14 protein-coding genes are annotated in these 15514 nt (G+C 66.3%); 10 read left to right on the forward strand and 4 right to left on the reverse strand.

Annotation, left to right across the window (positions count from 1 at the left end; translation table 11 throughout):
* Nucleotides 1–96: 96 nt before the first annotated feature.
* Both EYZ64_RS25910 and EYZ64_RS25915 read left to right on the forward strand, forming a co-directional pair.
* The gene (locus tag EYZ64_RS25910; RefSeq protein ID WP_210115698.1) at nt 97–711 is read left to right on the forward strand and encodes a TetR/AcrR family transcriptional regulator; all 615 of its coding nucleotides are present in this window, start codon (nt 97–99) and stop codon (nt 709–711) included.
* A 43-nt stretch (nt 712–754) separates the two neighbouring features.
* Nucleotides 755–2623: a S9 family peptidase gene (locus EYZ64_RS25915; RefSeq protein WP_135458006.1), complete on the forward strand. Its 1869-nt coding sequence runs from the start codon at nt 755–757 to the stop codon at nt 2621–2623.
* Nucleotides 2624–2740: 117 nt separating this feature from the next.
* On the opposite strand, the gene sucD is transcribed toward EYZ64_RS25915, so the two are convergent.
* Nucleotides 2741–3643: a succinate--CoA ligase subunit alpha gene (sucD, locus tag EYZ64_RS25920; RefSeq protein WP_135458008.1), complete on the reverse strand. Its 903-nt coding sequence runs from the start codon at nt 3641–3643 to the stop codon at nt 2741–2743.
* 12 nt (nt 3644–3655) lie between these two features.
* Entirely contained in the window at nt 3656–4819 is a 1164-nt protein-coding gene (gene sucC, locus EYZ64_RS25925; protein WP_090427258.1) for an ADP-forming succinate--CoA ligase subunit beta, read from the reverse strand.
* A 272-nt stretch (nt 4820–5091) separates the two neighbouring features.
* Here sucC and EYZ64_RS25930 point away from each other — a divergent pair, with 272 nt between their 5' ends.
* A complete protein-coding gene (locus EYZ64_RS25930; protein ID WP_167857971.1) occupies nt 5092–6180 on the forward strand; it encodes a M23 family metallopeptidase in 1089 nt (362 codons plus the stop codon).
* Nucleotides 6181–6870 (forward strand): hypothetical protein, encoded by a 690-nt coding sequence (locus EYZ64_RS25935; protein ID WP_135458010.1) that lies wholly within the window; start codon nt 6181–6183, stop codon nt 6868–6870.
* A 24-nt stretch (nt 6871–6894) separates the two neighbouring features.
* On the opposite strand, the gene EYZ64_RS25940 is transcribed toward EYZ64_RS25935, so the two are convergent.
* Nucleotides 6895–8097, reverse strand: a complete 1203-nt coding sequence (locus tag EYZ64_RS25940) for a cytochrome P450 (RefSeq protein WP_135458012.1) — start codon at nt 8095–8097, stop codon at nt 6895–6897.
* A 195-nt stretch (nt 8098–8292) separates the two neighbouring features.
* Here EYZ64_RS25940 and EYZ64_RS25945 point away from each other — a divergent pair, with 195 nt between their 5' ends.
* From EYZ64_RS25945 to EYZ64_RS25965, 5 genes are read left to right on the forward strand one after another with little or no spacing between them, the layout of a single operon-like run.
* The gene (locus tag EYZ64_RS25945; RefSeq protein ID WP_135458014.1) at nt 8293–9252 is read left to right on the forward strand and encodes an ABC transporter substrate-binding protein; all 960 of its coding nucleotides are present in this window, start codon (nt 8293–8295) and stop codon (nt 9250–9252) included.
* On the forward strand, nt 9249–10127 hold the full coding sequence (locus EYZ64_RS25950) for an ABC transporter permease (RefSeq protein ID WP_286175133.1): 879 nt from the start codon (nt 9249–9251) through the stop codon (nt 10125–10127). The genes EYZ64_RS25945 and EYZ64_RS25950 overlap by 4 nt, the downstream gene beginning before the upstream one ends.
* Nucleotides 10124–10870, forward strand: coding sequence for an ABC transporter ATP-binding protein (locus EYZ64_RS25955; protein WP_135458019.1), 747 nt, complete (start codon nt 10124–10126; stop codon nt 10868–10870). Before EYZ64_RS25950 ends, EYZ64_RS25955 begins: the two co-directional genes overlap by 4 nt.
* Nucleotides 10854–12446 (forward strand): FAD-dependent oxidoreductase, encoded by a 1593-nt coding sequence (locus EYZ64_RS25960; protein ID WP_135458021.1) that lies wholly within the window; start codon nt 10854–10856, stop codon nt 12444–12446. Before EYZ64_RS25955 ends, EYZ64_RS25960 begins: the two co-directional genes overlap by 17 nt.
* Nucleotides 12443–12859 carry a 4Fe-4S dicluster domain-containing protein gene (locus EYZ64_RS25965; RefSeq protein WP_135458023.1) on the forward strand — a complete coding sequence of 139 codons (417 nt, stop codon included), beginning with the start codon at nt 12443–12445 and terminating at the stop codon, nt 12857–12859. Before EYZ64_RS25960 ends, EYZ64_RS25965 begins: the two co-directional genes overlap by 4 nt.
* Here the strand turns inward: EYZ64_RS25965 and pcrA are convergent.
* Nucleotides 12856–15198, reverse strand: coding sequence for a DNA helicase PcrA (gene pcrA / locus EYZ64_RS25970; RefSeq protein ID WP_167857972.1), 2343 nt, complete (start codon nt 15196–15198; stop codon nt 12856–12858). The two genes, EYZ64_RS25965 and pcrA, sit on opposite strands and share 4 nt — an antisense overlap.
* Between pcrA and EYZ64_RS25975 the strand changes: the two genes are divergently transcribed.
* On the forward strand, nt 15191–15511 hold the full coding sequence (locus EYZ64_RS25975; protein WP_286175134.1) for a chorismate mutase: 321 nt from the start codon (nt 15191–15193) through the stop codon (nt 15509–15511). The two genes, pcrA and EYZ64_RS25975, sit on opposite strands and share 8 nt — an antisense overlap.
* The last annotated feature ends 3 nt before the right edge of the window (nt 15512–15514 follow it).

Genomic DNA, 15514 nt, shown 5'->3' on the forward strand with positions numbered 1-15514 from the left:
CGACGAAAACCCCGCTCACCAGCACACCTTGACGACCCTGTCACTTAGTGACACATTGGAGCTGTCACTAAGTGACAAGTTCTGGAGGTGAGGGCGATCGGCGAAAAACAGGACCAGGCGCGCCTCGCGGTGTCACGACATGCCTGCGCATTGTTCTGGGAACGCGGCGTCGCCGGCACCAGCGGTGACGACATCGCCGCGGCCGCAGGGCTTTCCACCCGTACGATCTGGCGTTACTTCCGCGCCAAGGAAAGCTGCGTCGAACCGGTGCTGGCCAAATCCGCGGACCGGTTCATCGACATCCTGAACCGCTGGCCGCATGAGTTGTCATTGGCCGAACACCTTGCCGCCGACGGGATTTCGCATCCATTGGCACCCCAGGACGTCCAGGACGAGATCAGCGCGATGCGGATCGCCACCATGACCCCGTCCGAACCCGCCCTGCGCACGGCTTACCTGATGGTGCATGACCGAATGGAGCAGGGCTTCATCCCGGTGATCGCCGACCGCCTGGGGCTGCCCGAGACAGACCTCACCGTGCGTCTCTGCGCGGCCGCCGTCACCGGGGCGTTCCGTGTCGTCGACGAGGACGTGAGCGTGGCGGTGATCGTCGAGGGCAAGAAAGTCACCGAAGAGCAGGCGCTGGCCCTGATCGACCGGGCGATCCGTGACGCCACCAACGGGCGGTTGGGCGGGCCAGTCGAGTCCTGATCACAACCCGAAAGAGCTTGTCCGCACCCGCGAAAGGAGCGTCATGGCGTTGCCCGAAATGATCTCGGTAGAGGATTTCTTCAGCCCACCCGAGCGCACAGCCGCCAAGATTTCACCCGACGGCACCAAGATCGCCTACCTGGCGCCGTGGAAGAACCGCCTCAACGTCTGGGTTCAGGATCTCGACGGCGACGCACCGCCCCAATGCGTCACCGCGGACGAAACCCGCAGCGTCTACCTCTACTTCTGGACCGACGATCCGCGCTGGCTGCTCTACATGCAGGACTCCGGCGGTGACGAGAACTGGCACATCTATCGCGTCGACCTGGATCACCCCGAGGCCGCGGCCGTCGACCTCACCCCGTTCCCCGGTGCCAGAGCAGACCTCGAGCTGCCGAAGGGCCGCCCGGGAAAGGCCATCGTCCAGATCAACAACCGCACGCCGGAACTGCTCGATGTCTACGAACTCGACGTCGCCACTGGCGAGCTCACGATGCTCGCACAGAACCCGGGCAACGTGGTCGGCTGGCTGTCCAGCCGGACCGGTGAGCTGTTCAGCTCGACACTGACAGCTGACGGCGATGTCGAACTGTCGCAATGGGATCCGGCGACCAACTCGCTGCGGACGATCATCACGTTCGACGGGACCGACTACCCGCTGGGCATGCACCCGATCACCATCACCCCCGACGGCACCGGCATCTGGCTGGGCGCCAACACGGGCACCGACCGCACGCGCCTGGTCCGGATCGATGTGGCGACAGGTGAAGAGGCCGAGGTGGACAGCCACCCGACATTCGACCTGGCCGCCCAGATGGTGCTGCCGTCACCGATGATCCTCAGCGAGCGCACGGGCGAACTGATCGGTGCCCGCTACTACGGCGAACGTCAGGTGATCCGCGCCCTGGATCCGAATTTCGCTGCGGTACTGGAGAATCTGACCAAACTGTCCGACGGCGACCTCGGCGCCATCTCTTCCGACGACAGCGGACAGCGCTGGGTGGTCAACTTCACCCATGACCGCGATCCCTGGGCCACCTACTTCTACGATCACGCGACTGGCGAGAGCCGGCTGCTGTTTCGGCCATACCCGAATCTGAATTCAGATTCATTAGCACCGATGACCCCGGTGACCATCACCGCGCGCGACGGACTGCAGCTGCACTCGTACCTGACCCTGCCCGTCGGGGTCGAGCCGACCGACCTGCCGATGGTGCTGCTGGTACACGGCGGCCCGTGGTCGCGGGACTGCTGGGGCTTCCAACCCGACGTGCAGATGCTGGCCAACCGCGGATATGCGGTGCTGCAGGTCAACTTTCGCGGCTCGACCGGCTACGGCAAGGCCTTCACCAAAGCCGCCATCGGCGAGTTCGCCGGCAAGATGCACGACGACCTGATCGACGCGGTGGACTGGGCCGTCAAACAGGGGTACGCCGACCGTGACAAGGTGGCGATCTTCGGCGGCTCCTATGGCGGCTACGCCGCGCTGGTGGGCGTGACGTTCACACCGGACGTGTTCGCCGCGGCGATCGACTATGTCGGGATCTCCAGCCTGGCCAATTTCATGCGCACGCTACCGACGATCGCCCGGCCGTTTCTGGCCAACAACTGGCACCTGTACGTGGGAAATCACAACGATCCCGAGCAGGAAGCCGACATGCTGGCCCGCTCCCCCATCACGAAGGTCGATCAGATCCGCACGCCACTGCTTGTGGTCCAGGGCGCCAACGACTCTCGCGTGGTCCAGGCCGAATCCGACAACCTCGTGGAAGCGCTCCGTAAGCGCGGCGTCGAAGTCGAATACATGGTCAAGGACGACGAGGGGCACGGATTCCTCAACCCGGACAACCAGATCGACATGTACCACGCCGTCGAGCGGTTCCTGGCCGAGCACCTCGGCGGTCGCGTCTAGCCCCCAAAAACGAAACTGCGCACAGATCGTGAATATCGACGAAAACCCGATCTGTGCGCAGACTCGACGCAGAAGAAAAGGCCCCCGCCGCAGCGGGGGCCTTTCCGTTGAACAGACTTACAGGTTGGCGAGCAGCTCGCGCGCCTTCGCGGCGGTCTCGGACGGCGTCTTGCCGACCTTCACGCCGGCAGCCTCCAGGGCCTCCTGCTTACCGGCCGCGGTGCCCGCGCCGTCGGACACGATGGCGCCGGCGTGGCCCATCGTCTTGCCCTCCGGAGCGGTGAAGCCCGCGACGTAGCCGACGACCGGCTTGGTGACGTTGGCCTTGATGTAGGCCGCGGCCTTCTCCTCTGCGTCGCCGCCGATCTCACCGATCATCACGATCAGCTTGGTCTCGGGATCCTTCTCGAACGCCTCGATGGCGTCGATGTGGGTGGTGCCGATGACCGGGTCGCCGCCGATGCCGATGGCGGTGGAGAAGCCGAGATCGCGCAGCTCGTACATCATCTGGTAGGTCAGCGTGCCCGACTTCGACACCAGGCCGATCGGGCCCTTACCGGTGATGTTGTTCGGCGTGATGCCGACCAGCGACTCGCCGGGGGTGATGATGCCGGGGCAGTTCGGACCGATGATGCGGGTCTTCTGCCCCTTGTCGACGTTGTAGGCCCACGCATAGGCGCTGTCCTGCACCGGGATTCCCTCGGTGATGACCACCAGCAGCGGGATCTCGGCGTCGATGGCCTCGATGATGGCGTCCTTGGAGAAAGCCGGCGGCACGAAGGCGATCGACACGTCAGCGCCGGTCTCCTTCATCGCCTCGGCGACCGAGCCGAAAACGGGCAGCTCGACGTCGTTGCCGTCTTTGTCCTTGTGCGACACGGTGGTTCCGGCCTTGCGGGCGTTCACGCCGCCGACGACCTGGGTGCCGGCCTTGAGCATCAGAGCGGTGTGCTTGGTGCCCTCACCACCGGTGATGCCCTGGACGATGACCTTGGAGTCCTTGTTCAGAAAAATCGACATGTCAAGTGTCCCTTACTTGTTCGCCAGCTCGGCGGCCTTGTCGGCACCGGCGTCCATGGTCTCGGCCTGGACAACCAGAGGATGGTTGGCCTCGGCGAGAATCCGCCGGCCCTCTTCGACGTTGTTGCCATCCAGGCGGACGACCAGCGGCTTGTTGGCCTCGTCGCCGAGGATCTGCAGCGCCTGCACGATGCCGTTGGCCACCGCGTCACAGGCGGTGATGCCGCCGAACACGTTGACGAACACGCTCTTGACCTGGCTGTCGTTCAGGATGACGTCCAGACCGTTGGCCATGACCTCAGCCGAGGCGCCGCCGCCGATGTCGAGGAAGTTGGCCGGCTTTACGCCGCCGTGCTTCTCGCCCGCGTAAGCGACCACGTCCAGCGTCGACATCACCAGGCCGGCACCGTTACCGATGATGCCCACCTCGCCGTCGAGCTTGACGTAGTTGAGGTCGTTCTCCTTCGCCTTGAGCTCGAGAGGATCGGTCGCGTCCTTGTCCTCGAACTCGGCGTGGCCGGGCTGACGGAAATCGGCGTTGGCATCCAGGGTGACCTTGCCGTCCAGTGCCAGGATCTGGTCGTCAGGGGTGCGCACCAGCGGGTTGACCTCAACCAGGGTGGCGTCCTCCTTGACGAACACCTCCCACAGCTTCTGGATGGTCACGGCCGCGGCGTCGAGCACCTCGGCGGGCAGGTGACCCTGCTCGGCGATCGAGCGCGCGAAGGCGAGATCGACACCCTTGACGGCGTCGACGGGAACCTTGGCCAGCCGCTCAGGCTTGGTGGCGGCGACTTCCTCGATCTCCATGCCGCCCTCGACCGAGCACATGGCCAGGTAGGTCCGGTTGGAACGGTCGAGCAGGAACGAGATGTAGTACTCCTCGGCGATGTCGCTCGCCTCGGCCACCAGCAACTTTTTGACGACGTGACCCTTGATGTCCAGACCGAGGATGTTGGTCGCGTGGGTGAACGCGTCATCGGGGGTGGCTGCGTACTTCACACCGCCGGCCTTACCGCGGCCGCCGACCTTCACCTGTGCCTTGATCATCACGGGCTTGCCGATTTCGGTGGCGATCGCCTTGGCGTCCTCGGCCGAGTCGGTCACGCGGCCCGGAGTCGTGGGGACGTTGTGCTTGGCGAACAGCTCTTTTGCCTGATATTCGAAGAGATCCATGTGCTTCCTAGATAGGCGTTGTCTGTCTGCGTTGACTTAGAAACTGCCCGGCCTGTACTTGCCGGACGGGCCCGCTGGCACTTTATCCACCACCGAGTGATGGATTAGCATCGCCTCCGGCTCATGTGGTAGATCTCACCGCCCATGGGAGGTGATACGGATCACATTCCGGCGCGGAATAGACCCATAAGTTGCCACCATCATTGGGATTTGGTTAACGTGCCTCTGGTCCAGATAACGTTCAGGTCACGACGAAGAAGGATTCTCGAGTCTTGCCGCAGCATCGTTCGTCCGCAGCTCCGCGAGGGGTGCCGACGGACGCGCGCCGGCACAGGCACCGTGTTTCACCTGATGAGCTGGACGCCGCAGAGGTCACCGACGTCATCCCGTTCAGCGCTTTCGAAGCGTTCGACGATCGCGCCGACGAAGATCACGGCGACTCAGATGACCGCGAATCAGGTGTGATCTACGCCCCCGAACTCGACGACATGGACGACACCGACGATCTGGTGCCCGTCCGCCTTGCCGTCCCCTCACGCTTCCGCCCCGACGCGGGCAGCGAGCGCAACCCTCGGTATGCCTACCGCGACAGCCACACCGATGTGAGCGACGGCATCGCCGCGACGGACGTGATCAACATGTCCGGTCGCCGAGGCGCCCACCGCAAGGAGCACGCCGGCGCCGTCAAGAGCCGCCTGATGATCGCCGCCATGGCCGCGGGAGCCACCGCCGCAGGCGCCTACTCGTTGGGCAACCCCACCGAGACACAGGCGGACGACACGATCCTGGCGTCCGAGGGCACCCGCGTCGAAGGTGCGTCCGTCACCGGCTCGGTCGACGGAATGCAGATCGTCTCGGTCTCCTCGACCGCCGACACCTCGGTGCATGCCGAGGAGATCACCAAGGCCGCCGCCTTCGCACAGGAACGTGCCGAGCGCGAGGCCCGGCTGTCGCGCCCGCTGTTCGTCATGCCCACCAAGGGCTACGTCTGGACTTCGAACTTCGGCTACCGCTGGGGCGTGCTGCATGCCGGCATCGACCTGGCGAGTCCGATCGGTACCCCGATCGTGGCGGTCTCCGACGGCGTCGTGATCGCCGCTGGCCCGACCGCGGGCTACGGCGCCTGGGTCAAGCTGCGCCACGCGGACGGCACCGTCACGCTCTACGGTCACATCAACACCTGGCTCGTCAGCGAGGGCGACCGGGTGATGGCGGGCGACCAGATCGCCACCGTCGGTAACCGGGGTTACTCCACCGGCCCGCACCTGCATTTCGAGGTTCTGCAGAACGGCACCAGCCGCATCGATCCGGTGCCGTGGCTGAACAAGAGAGGTCTCAGCCTCGGCAGCTATGTTGGCTGAGTGAGCGACGACGGGCAGTTGGCAGCCGATCACCCCGACGAAGACGACGACCGCACTCGCATCATCAGGCGTCAGCCGCAGGAACCCGTTTCCAAGCCTGTACCGGTCGGCGACGAACCGCAGACCAGCATCATCCGGCGCCATCCGACGGGCGCCATTCCCACCGCAGCCGGCGCGGAACCCCAGACTAGTCTGATCTCCGGCGTCACCGGCAATGAAGCGCAGACGGGCCTTATCGGCCGTGCGAAGGATGACGCCAGGACGAGCTACGTGCCCCGCGTCCGGGCCGTGGCCATCCCCGACACCTCGGTGGGCACCGACCCCCGCACGGCGATCGTGGCGGCTACTTTCGCGGTCCTCAGCGGCTGGGCCACCGGCGTCATCGCCACCGATCTGATCGCCGGCTGGTGGCGCACCGACCGATTGTTCTGCGTGGCCATCGGTTTCCTAGCGGCGATTTCGGCTGCAGCAACCATCGGCGGGCTCATCGCATTGTTGCTGCGGCGGCGCATGGGCCGGCTGCTGGTCATCGTCGGCGCCGTCATCGGTCTGCTGATCTTCGCCAGTCTGTTCATCGCCGGGGCCCGACTGCATCCGGTCGTCTACGCGATGCCGGCGCTTCCGCTGACCGCCATCCTGTTCACGGCGCTACCCTCGACCGGGCGCTGGAGTGCGCGGAGTCAAGTGTGAAGGCATACGCCCCGGAGAAGTCCCCTAGAACCTGACCGGCAACCTCGCCCAGCCGCGAACACTGGACGTGTGGGCGCGAAAAGCATTGGGATAGTCGACTTCCCAGTCCGTCCACCGCTTCAGGACTTCCTCGAACGCGACCCGGGCCTCCAGCCGGGCCAGCGCCGAGCCCAGGCAGAAATGCAGGCCCTGGCCGAAGCTCAGATGACCGCCCGTGCGGTGGATGTCGAAGCGGTCGGGATCGGTGAACTTCGACTCGTCGCGATTGGCCGATCCGTTGAGCAGCAGCATGTATGAGCCCTCGGGGATCGCCTGCCCGTAATGCTCGACATCCTGAGCGACGTACCGGGCCTGCACCGGTGACGGCGGTTCGAAGCGCAACGTCTCCTCCACCGCACCCGGGATCAGGCTCGGATCGGCCACGAGCTCGCGCCGTTGGTCGTGATGCTCGCCGAGCAGCTGCCCCATGAAACCGATGAGCCGAGCGGTGGTTTCGTTGCCCGCGCCCGCGATCATCGCGGTGTACGCGAGCACCTCGGTGCGGGTCAGCAGCCGCTGCCTTCCGGCCCCGTCATCCACCTCCGCGGTGAGCAGATCGGTCATCAAGTCATCGGACGGATGGGATGCCCGCCATTCGATGTACTCGGCGAACATCGTGATGGCGTCCTGGAAGATCGTCGGGCTGACCCCGTCGGCACTGGCATCGACCGAGGCGACCGTGATGGCCTTGTCGTTACGATCCCGGATGCTCTGCTGCTCTTCCTCGGGAATGCCCAGCAGATAACCGATGGTCCGCATGGGCATGAACGCCCCGAGGTCCGCGACGAAGTCCAGACCGTCCTGCCCGCGCAGGGGGTCCAGCGCTTTCGCGCAAAAGTCGCGGACCAGGTCCTCGACCGCCAGCATGCGGCGTGGCGTGAAGACCCGGGACAGCAGCCGACGGTGCAGATCGTGCAGTGGCGGGTCCTCGAACAGCAGGATGCCCGGCGGGACCTCGATTCCGCTGAACAGGATGTCGGCCGTGGTGCCGCGCCCCGATCGATACGCCTGCCAGTTGGGCAGCTCCCGAACCACATCGTCCCAACGACTCAGCGCATAGAAGTTGTACTTCTCGTTGAAGTAAAGCGGCGCCTCGCTGCGCATCCGCTTCCAGATCGGATACGGGTCATCGTCGATGTCGTTGTCGAATGGGTCGTAGTAGAGCTCCACCGCCTGTTGCGTCGTCACCGATCCACTTCCCCGTCCTCCGTACCAAATAGTTGTTCCAACGTACTGTGGGACGCGTCCGCCGGTCAATCACCCGCTCACAGCGAGTTAACAGTCAGCCTGAGCCAAACCGTCGACCCGAAATCGGGCCGGGAGTCTACTTGGGCGGATTCGCGTGTGTGCTCACGCATTGACACCCTTCGGAGGCCCGCTCCCATGTTCAACCGCTTGTTGCGCACCGCCTTTGCGCTCACCCTCATCACCACGGCGATCTCCTGCAGCAGCAACGACGACAACGCCGCGGGCTACACGCTGCGGGTCGGCGCCACGTCGGTGACCGGGACTCCCGCGGGCTCGCTGGGCTGGGGTGACAAGCAGGGCATCCTCACCGAGCAGCTGAAATCCGCGGGCGTCGGCAAGATCGAGTACTCGTTCTTCCAGTCCGGCAGCGATGTCGCCTCGGCCCTGTTCGCCGGCGCCATCGACGTGGCCGCCATCGGCGACAACCCGGCCCTGCGCGCCCGCAGCCGAGATCCGAAAGTGGTTCTGCTGTCGCTTGATTCGATCAACGGCGACGCGTGGCTGGTGGGCGCCAAGGGCGGCCCCACCGAGATCAAGGGCTTGGTCGGCAAGGACATCACCGCCCCGCAGGGCACCATCCGTGACCGCGCCGCCCGCCAGCTGATCGATGCCGCCGGCCTGACCGACCAGATCCACGTGCGGGACGTGCCGACGCCCGAGTCCATCGCCGGGCTGAGTTCCGGCAAGATCGACGCGGCCATCCTGACCGGCGCCAGCGCGGCTGAGCTGGAATCCAAGGGCTTCCCGATCATCGACAGCCTGTCGCGTCACGGCTTCGGCAGCACCGGCACCAACATCGCGCTCACCTCGTTCACCGACGCGCATCCGGAGTTCGTCGGCGCCTGGCAACAGGCCGTCACCACCGTCAACCGCGACATCACCGAGAACTTCGACGACTACCTGGCCTGGGTCGCGAAAACCGACGACACCGACCTGAAGTTCGTGCAGAAGTCCACGCAGGCTGACGAATTCAATACCGAACCGTTCCCGGCGGCCGGTGTGGACCAACTCGAAGCCGCATACAAGTTCCTCAACGCCGACGGATCGTTCGACAACGAATACTCGGTCCGCGAGTGGGCCGGAGCCAAGTCGTGACCGCAGCCGTCACCAGCACCACGGCAGTCCGGACAGCGGCCACGCCCCTGGAACTCGTCGAGGTCGTCGGCGGCAGCAGTCGGCGAAAAGGCCTGTGGGCGCGCCTCCCCCGACCGGTACGCCGGCTGATGGGCCCGGCACTGATCCTGGCGGCCTGGACCATCGGCTCGACGACGGGGCTCCTCAACACCGACCTGTTCCCACCCCCGACCGAGGTCGCGGCCACCGCGTGGCGGCTGCTCGGTGACGGCCAACTCGCCACCCATGTCGGCGCCTCGGCCGTCCGCGTGCTGACCGGCACGGTGCTGGGCATCCTCATCGGCGTCCTGCTCGCGGTCGTCGCCGGACTCACCCGCACAGGCGAGGACCTGCTCGACTGGACCATGCAGATCCTCAAGGCCGTACCGAATTTCGCGCTGACACCACTGCTGATCATCTGGATGGGTATCGGTGAGGGTCCCAAGATCGTGTTGATCACCACGGGTGTGGCGATAGCGATCTACATCAACACCTATTCGGGTATCCGCGGCGTGGACCGGCAACTCGTCGAGATGGCGCAAACCTTGGAAGCTTCGCAGCGGACACTCATCTCGCAGGTAATCCTGCCCGGGGCGATGCCGAATTTCCTTGTGGGCCTGCGGCTCGGGCTTTCCAGCGCGTGGCTGAGCCTGATCTTCGCCGAGATGATCAACACCACCCAGGGCATCGGCTACCTGATGTCACGGGCCCAGACCAACCTGCAGTTCGACGTCTCGCTGCTGGTGATCGTCATCTACGCGGTGGCAGGACTGCTGTCCTACACACTGGTGCGGGCCTTGGAACGGCTGCTGCTGTCGTGGCGTAACGGATTCGAGGGACTCGGAGCCGAGGGATGAGCACCGTCGTCGAGGTACACGGCCTGCAGCGCGCATTCGGCGATCAGCAGGTGCTCAAGGATCTCGAATTGCAGATCGAGGACGGCGAATTCGTCGCGATGCTGGGGCGGTCCGGTTCCGGCAAGAGCACCTTGCTGCGCGTGCTGGCCGGCCTCGACAGCCAGGTCACCGGATCGGTGCGGGTCCCCCGCTCCAGGGCGGTGGTGTTCCAGAACCCGCGGTTACTGCCGTGGCGGCGCGCCCTCGCCAACGTGACCTTCGCCCTGCCTGACGCCGGACCCGACGCCCCCAGCCGGGCCGCTCGGGGACGCGCCGCACTCGAGGAGGTGGGTCTGGCCGACAAGGCCGTCGACAAAAGCAGAGCCTGGCCCCTCTCTCTTTCCGGCGGTGAGGCACAACGTGTTTCACTGGCACGCGCCCTGGTCCGCGAACCCGACCTGTTACTGCTCGATGAGCCGTTCGGCGCGCTCGACGCGCTGACCCGGCTCAAGATGTACGGGCTGCTGCACGAATTGTGGTCACGCCGGCACATGGCAGTCCTGCACGTCACCCATGACGTCGACGAGGCGATCCTGCTGGCCGACCGGGTGGTGGTGCTCTCGGGCGGACGGGTCTCACTCGACCGCCGCGTCGAGTTGCCCTTCCCCCGCACCCGCAGCGATGACGGATTCGACGACCTGCGCCGTGCGCTGCTGGCCGAACTCGGCGTCCGAGAAGAGGTAGGTCATGACCGCTCCCGCTGACCCCGACGCCCTGAGCACCGATGTCCTGGTGATCGGCGGCGGCCCCGCAGCCACCTGGGCCGCCATCTCGGCCACCGAATCCGGGGCCCGGGTCATCCTGGTGGACAAGGGGTATTGCGGCACCAGCGGGGCGACCGCCGCCGGCGGCAACAACCTGTGGGCGATCGGGCCCGGCCCGCGGCGCGAGGATTCCGTACGTGAACGCGAACTGGCTGCCGGCCGGATCACCGACTCCGAGTGGATGTTCCGGGTGCTGGCCACCTCATGGGACCGGCTCGGACACCTCTCCGAGTGGGGCTACCCGTTCCCGGTCGGTGCCGACGGTCGCGAGATGCGCAGCAGCCTACAGGGCCCCGAGTACATGCGCCGCATGCGCCGCAAGGCCCATCGCAGCGGCGTACGCATCCTCGATCACCACCCAGCGCTGGAACTGACCGCCAACCGCGACGGCGTCATCACCGGCGCCACGGGCATCGCGCGCCAGGACGGCGGCCGGCCGTGGCGGATCACCGCGGGCGCCGTCGTGCTCGCCACCGGCGGAACCGCCTTCCTGTCCGGGACGTTCGGCACCAACGTCGACACCGGCGAAGGTCTCCTGATGGCCGCCGAACACGGGGCGCACCTGTCCGGAATGGAGTTCTGCACCGCCTACGCGCTGGCGCCCGAATGGGGCGTACACACCAAGGGTCGAATGCTGCAGTGGGGCAGCTTCTATGACGAGCACGGCCGTCCGTTCACCACCCAGCGCGGGCTGAGCGGACGCCAGGACGCCCAGCGGGCGCTGACCCGCGGCGAGCGGGTGTTCGCCCGCCTGGACCGGGCACCCGAACACCTCCGTCAGACCATGCGCGACGCCCAGCCGAACTACTTCCTGCCGCTGGACAAGGCCGGCATCGACCCGTTCACCACCGCCTACCCGGTCCGGATGGTCTACGAAGGATCGGTGCGCGGCACCGGTGGCCTGCGACTCGTCGGGCCCGATTGTGCGACAACGGTTCCCGGCCTGTATGCGGCAGGTGACGCGGCGACCCGCGAGCTCATCACCGGCTCGCTGTCCGGCGGCGGCAGCCGCAACGGCTCGTGGGCGATCGCCTCTGGCACCTTCGCCGGCCGCGGTGCCGCCGAGTTCAGCCGCACCCGGCGCGGGCACGTGGCCGGGTCCGCCTCGATCACCCCGCGCTCACGGATCGGCGCACCCTCCGTCGAAGAGGTGGTGGCTGCCGCGCAGTCGCACGTCCTGCCACCCCAGCGCAGCTACCTGAAATCCGAACAGCGGCTTCAAGAGTCCGCCAATGCGCTGGAGACCCTGTGGCGCGACATCGCCGGCGGCCTGGCCCCGCTGCCGGCCCGCGACGTCTACAAACTGCGCCAGGCGGAGGCCATGGTGGCCGCGGCGCGCTGGATCACCGCCGCATCCCTGGCCCGGCCCGAAACCCGCGGCCTGCACCGCCGCGAGGACCTGCCCGATTCCGATCACCGCTACGAGCACCGCATCCTGGTCGGCGGCCTGGACCAGGTCTGGACCGTGCCCGATCCCGTTGCCCCGCGGCTCATCTCCTCGGAGGCAGTGGCGTGATCGAAATCGTCAGTGAGACGGCCTGTATCAAGTGCGACGTCTGCATCAAGGTGTGCCCCACCGATGTGTTCGACCGGAGTGCTGACGGGATACCTGTCATCGCGCGCCAGTCCGACTGCCAGACCTGCTTCATGTGCGAGGCGTACTGCCCCACCGACGCGCTGTACGTCTCGCCGGTCTCGGTACCCGTCGGCGCCGACAGCCCGCACGCTTCCGAATCCGCGGTCAGCGGTGCGGGGCTGCTCGGCGGCTATCGGGAGATGGTCGGTTGGGGCGGCGGCCGCACACCCGGATCGCGCCTGGACCAGAACCCGGTGCTGACCTCGATTCCACCGCTGGCCGAGCCACGCCTGGGTGCTCCTGCGGTGCTGGCGGAGGGGCCCTGGAATCACCGCCAGGTGTGCGAACGCTAGAGCTTCTGCACCGGAGCGTGGTTGTGCATCAGCTTGACCCGACCGGCACTGCCGAAGTCGATCAGTGACATCGCCGTTTCGCCCATACCCGTGACTTCCTCGACGCGGCCCAGCCCGTACTTGTCGTGGGTGACCCGGTCGCCCGGTTCCAGCGTGATCACCGGACGGTTGCGGGCGGGCGCGGGCCGCGACGGCGACGGGCGTGGGCTGCCATAGCTGCCCGCGTTACCGACCGGCGCACTGAACGAGGACGACGGCTGCTCGATGCGCCGCCAGTTGATCAGGTCCTCCGGAATCTCGCGCAGGAACCGCGATTCCGGGTTGAGCATGGGCTGCCCCCACGACGACCGCACCTTGGCCCGGCTCAGATAGAGCCGTTGGCGTGCACGGGTGATGCCGACATACGCCAGCCGTCGTTCCTCAGACAACTCGTTGGGATCACCCAGGGCCCGCATGTGCGGGAACATGCCGTCCTCCCAGCCGGTGACGAAGACCACCGGGAACTCCAGCCCCTTGGCGGTGTGCAACGTCATCATCGTCACCACGCCCGCTCCGTCTTCGGGGATCTCGTCGGCGTCGGCCACCAGCGACACCCGCTCCAGGAACTGGGCCAGCACCCCGGTGTCGGGGATGTCCTCGTCGACCGGCTCACCCTCGCCCTGTTCGGCCAGTGCCCGGGCGTTGGCCAGATCGGTGCTGAACTCGTGTGCGACGCTGACCAATTCGTTGAGGTTGTCCAACCGGGCCAGATCCTGCGGATCGCTGGACGCCTCCAGCTCCCGGCGGTAGCCCGTGCGCTCCAACACCGCTTCGACCAGGTCCCCCAGCTCGTCATCGAGCTTGCCGCGCAGCGAGTCGAGCAGCTGAACGAACGATGCGATGGCCTTCTCCGAGCGGCTGTTGAGCATCGGCACCCGCCCCTCGGCGGCGGCCTGCAACGCATCGTTGAAGCTGGCGCCGGTGTTCTCGGCGTAGACGGCCACACAGGCCTCGGCCCGGTCACCGATGCCGCGGCGCGGGGTGTTGAGGATGCGGCGCATGCTCACCGAGTCACCCGGATTGTCCAGCACCCGCAGGTAGGCGACGATGTCGCGGATCTCGCGGCGCTCGTAGAACCGCACACCGCCGACGACCTTGTACGGGATGCCGGCGCGGATGAACACTTCCTCCAGCGCACGCGAGGAGTTGTTGGTGCGGTAGAAGACCGCGACGTCACCGTATTTCACGCCCTCGCTGTCGGCGAGGGCGTCGATCTCCTCCGCGACGAAGCGGGCCTCGTCGTGCTCGTTGTCGGCCACATAGCCGACGATCAGCTCGCCCTCGCCCTCCTCGGTCCACAGCCGCTTCTCGCGACGGCCCGCATTGCGGGCGATCACCGAGTTGGCCGCGTTCAGGATGGTCTGGGTGGAGCGGTAGTTCTGCTCCAGCAGGATCGTCGTCGCGTCCGGGTAGTCGCGCTCGAAATCCTCGATGTTGCGGATGGTCGCACCGCGGAACGCGTAGATGGACTGATCGGCGTCACCCACCACACACAGTTCCGACGCCGCCACCCCGTCGTTCTCGTCGAGATGGTGACCCACCAATTCACGCACCAGCACGTACTGCGCGTGGTTTGTGTCCTGGTACTCGTCGACCAAGATGTGGCGGAACCGGCGGCGGTAGTACTGCGCGATCTGCGGGAAGGCCTGCAGGATCCCGACCGTCTCACCGATCAGATCGTCGAAGTCCAGCGCATTGGCCGCGCGCAGCCTGCGCTGATACTCGCCGTAGACCTGGGCGATGATGCCGGCCATCTCCTCGGCGGCCTCCGAAGCCTCGGCCGCGGCCTGCTCCGGCCCGATCAGCTCGTTCTTCAGATTGGAGATGCCGTTGGCCAGCAGCCGCGGCGAATACCGCTTCGTGTCCAACCCCATGTCCTTGCCGATCATCATCAGCAGGCGCCGGGAGTCGTCGGAGTCGTAGATCGAGAAGTTGGAGTTCAGGCCCGGCAGCAGCGAGGCCTGGTTCCGCAGGATCCGCACACAGGTCGAGTGGAACGTGGAAACCCACATATTCCGAGCTCTGGGGCCCACCAACTGGACCACGCGCTCGCGCATCTCGGCGGCGGCCTTGTTGGTGAACGTGATCGCCAGGATCTGCCCCACCCCGACGTCACGCGCGGCCAACAGATAGGCGATACGCCTGGTCAGCACCGCCGTCTTACCCGACCCCGCGCCCGCGACGATCAACAGCGGCGAACCATGGTGCAGCACCGCTTGGCGCTGCTGAGGGTTCAAGCCGTCAAGAAGGTCATCAACATCTGCAGCAGCCGGCGGTGCCATGTGGGAAGTAGTGGTCATCTTGCGTTCAAACTTACCGCTGAGCGGGGACAGTTTTGCGCTGGCACGAGCCGACTGGGACTATCAGCTTGTGCCTGAGATCGATGACCTGCGTCGGGAGATCGACGAACTCGACGCCACCATCATTGCCGCCATCCAACGACGCGCCGAGGTCTCCAAGGAGATCGGCAAAGCCCGGATGGCCTCCGGCGGCACCCGGCTGGTGCACAACCGCGAGATGCAGGTCATCGAGCGCTACAGCGTGCTCGGCCCCGAGGGCAAGGACATGGCGATCCTGCTGCTGCAGCTCGGCCGCGGCCGGCTGGGCCACTAGAGC

Origin of the sequence: Mycobacterium sp. DL99 (assembly GCF_004762045.1) — a bacterium.
Taxonomy (GTDB): Bacteria; Actinomycetota; Actinomycetes; order Mycobacteriales; family Mycobacteriaceae; genus Mycobacterium.

What these genes read in the sequence shown, in the direction of transcription:
- EYZ64_RS25955 (WP_135458019.1), top strand. Translation starts at nt 10,124, where the DNA reads ATGAGCACCGTCGTCGAGGTACACGGCCTGCAGCGCGCATTCGGCGAT.
- pcrA (WP_167857972.1), bottom strand. Translation starts at nt 15,198, where the DNA reads ATGACCACTACTTCCCACATGGCACCGCCGGCTGCTGCAGATGTTGAT.
- sucC (WP_090427258.1), bottom strand. Translation starts at nt 4,819, where the DNA reads ATGGATCTCTTCGAATATCAGGCAAAAGAGCTGTTCGCCAAGCACAAC.
- sucD (WP_135458008.1), bottom strand. Translation starts at nt 3,643, where the DNA reads ATGTCGATTTTTCTGAACAAGGACTCCAAGGTCATCGTCCAGGGCATC.
- EYZ64_RS25915 (WP_135458006.1), top strand. Translation starts at nt 755, where the DNA reads ATGGCGTTGCCCGAAATGATCTCGGTAGAGGATTTCTTCAGCCCACCC.
- EYZ64_RS25945 (WP_135458014.1), top strand. Translation starts at nt 8,293, where the DNA reads ATGTTCAACCGCTTGTTGCGCACCGCCTTTGCGCTCACCCTCATCACC.
- EYZ64_RS25960 (WP_135458021.1), top strand. Translation starts at nt 10,854, where the DNA reads ATGACCGCTCCCGCTGACCCCGACGCCCTGAGCACCGATGTCCTGGTG.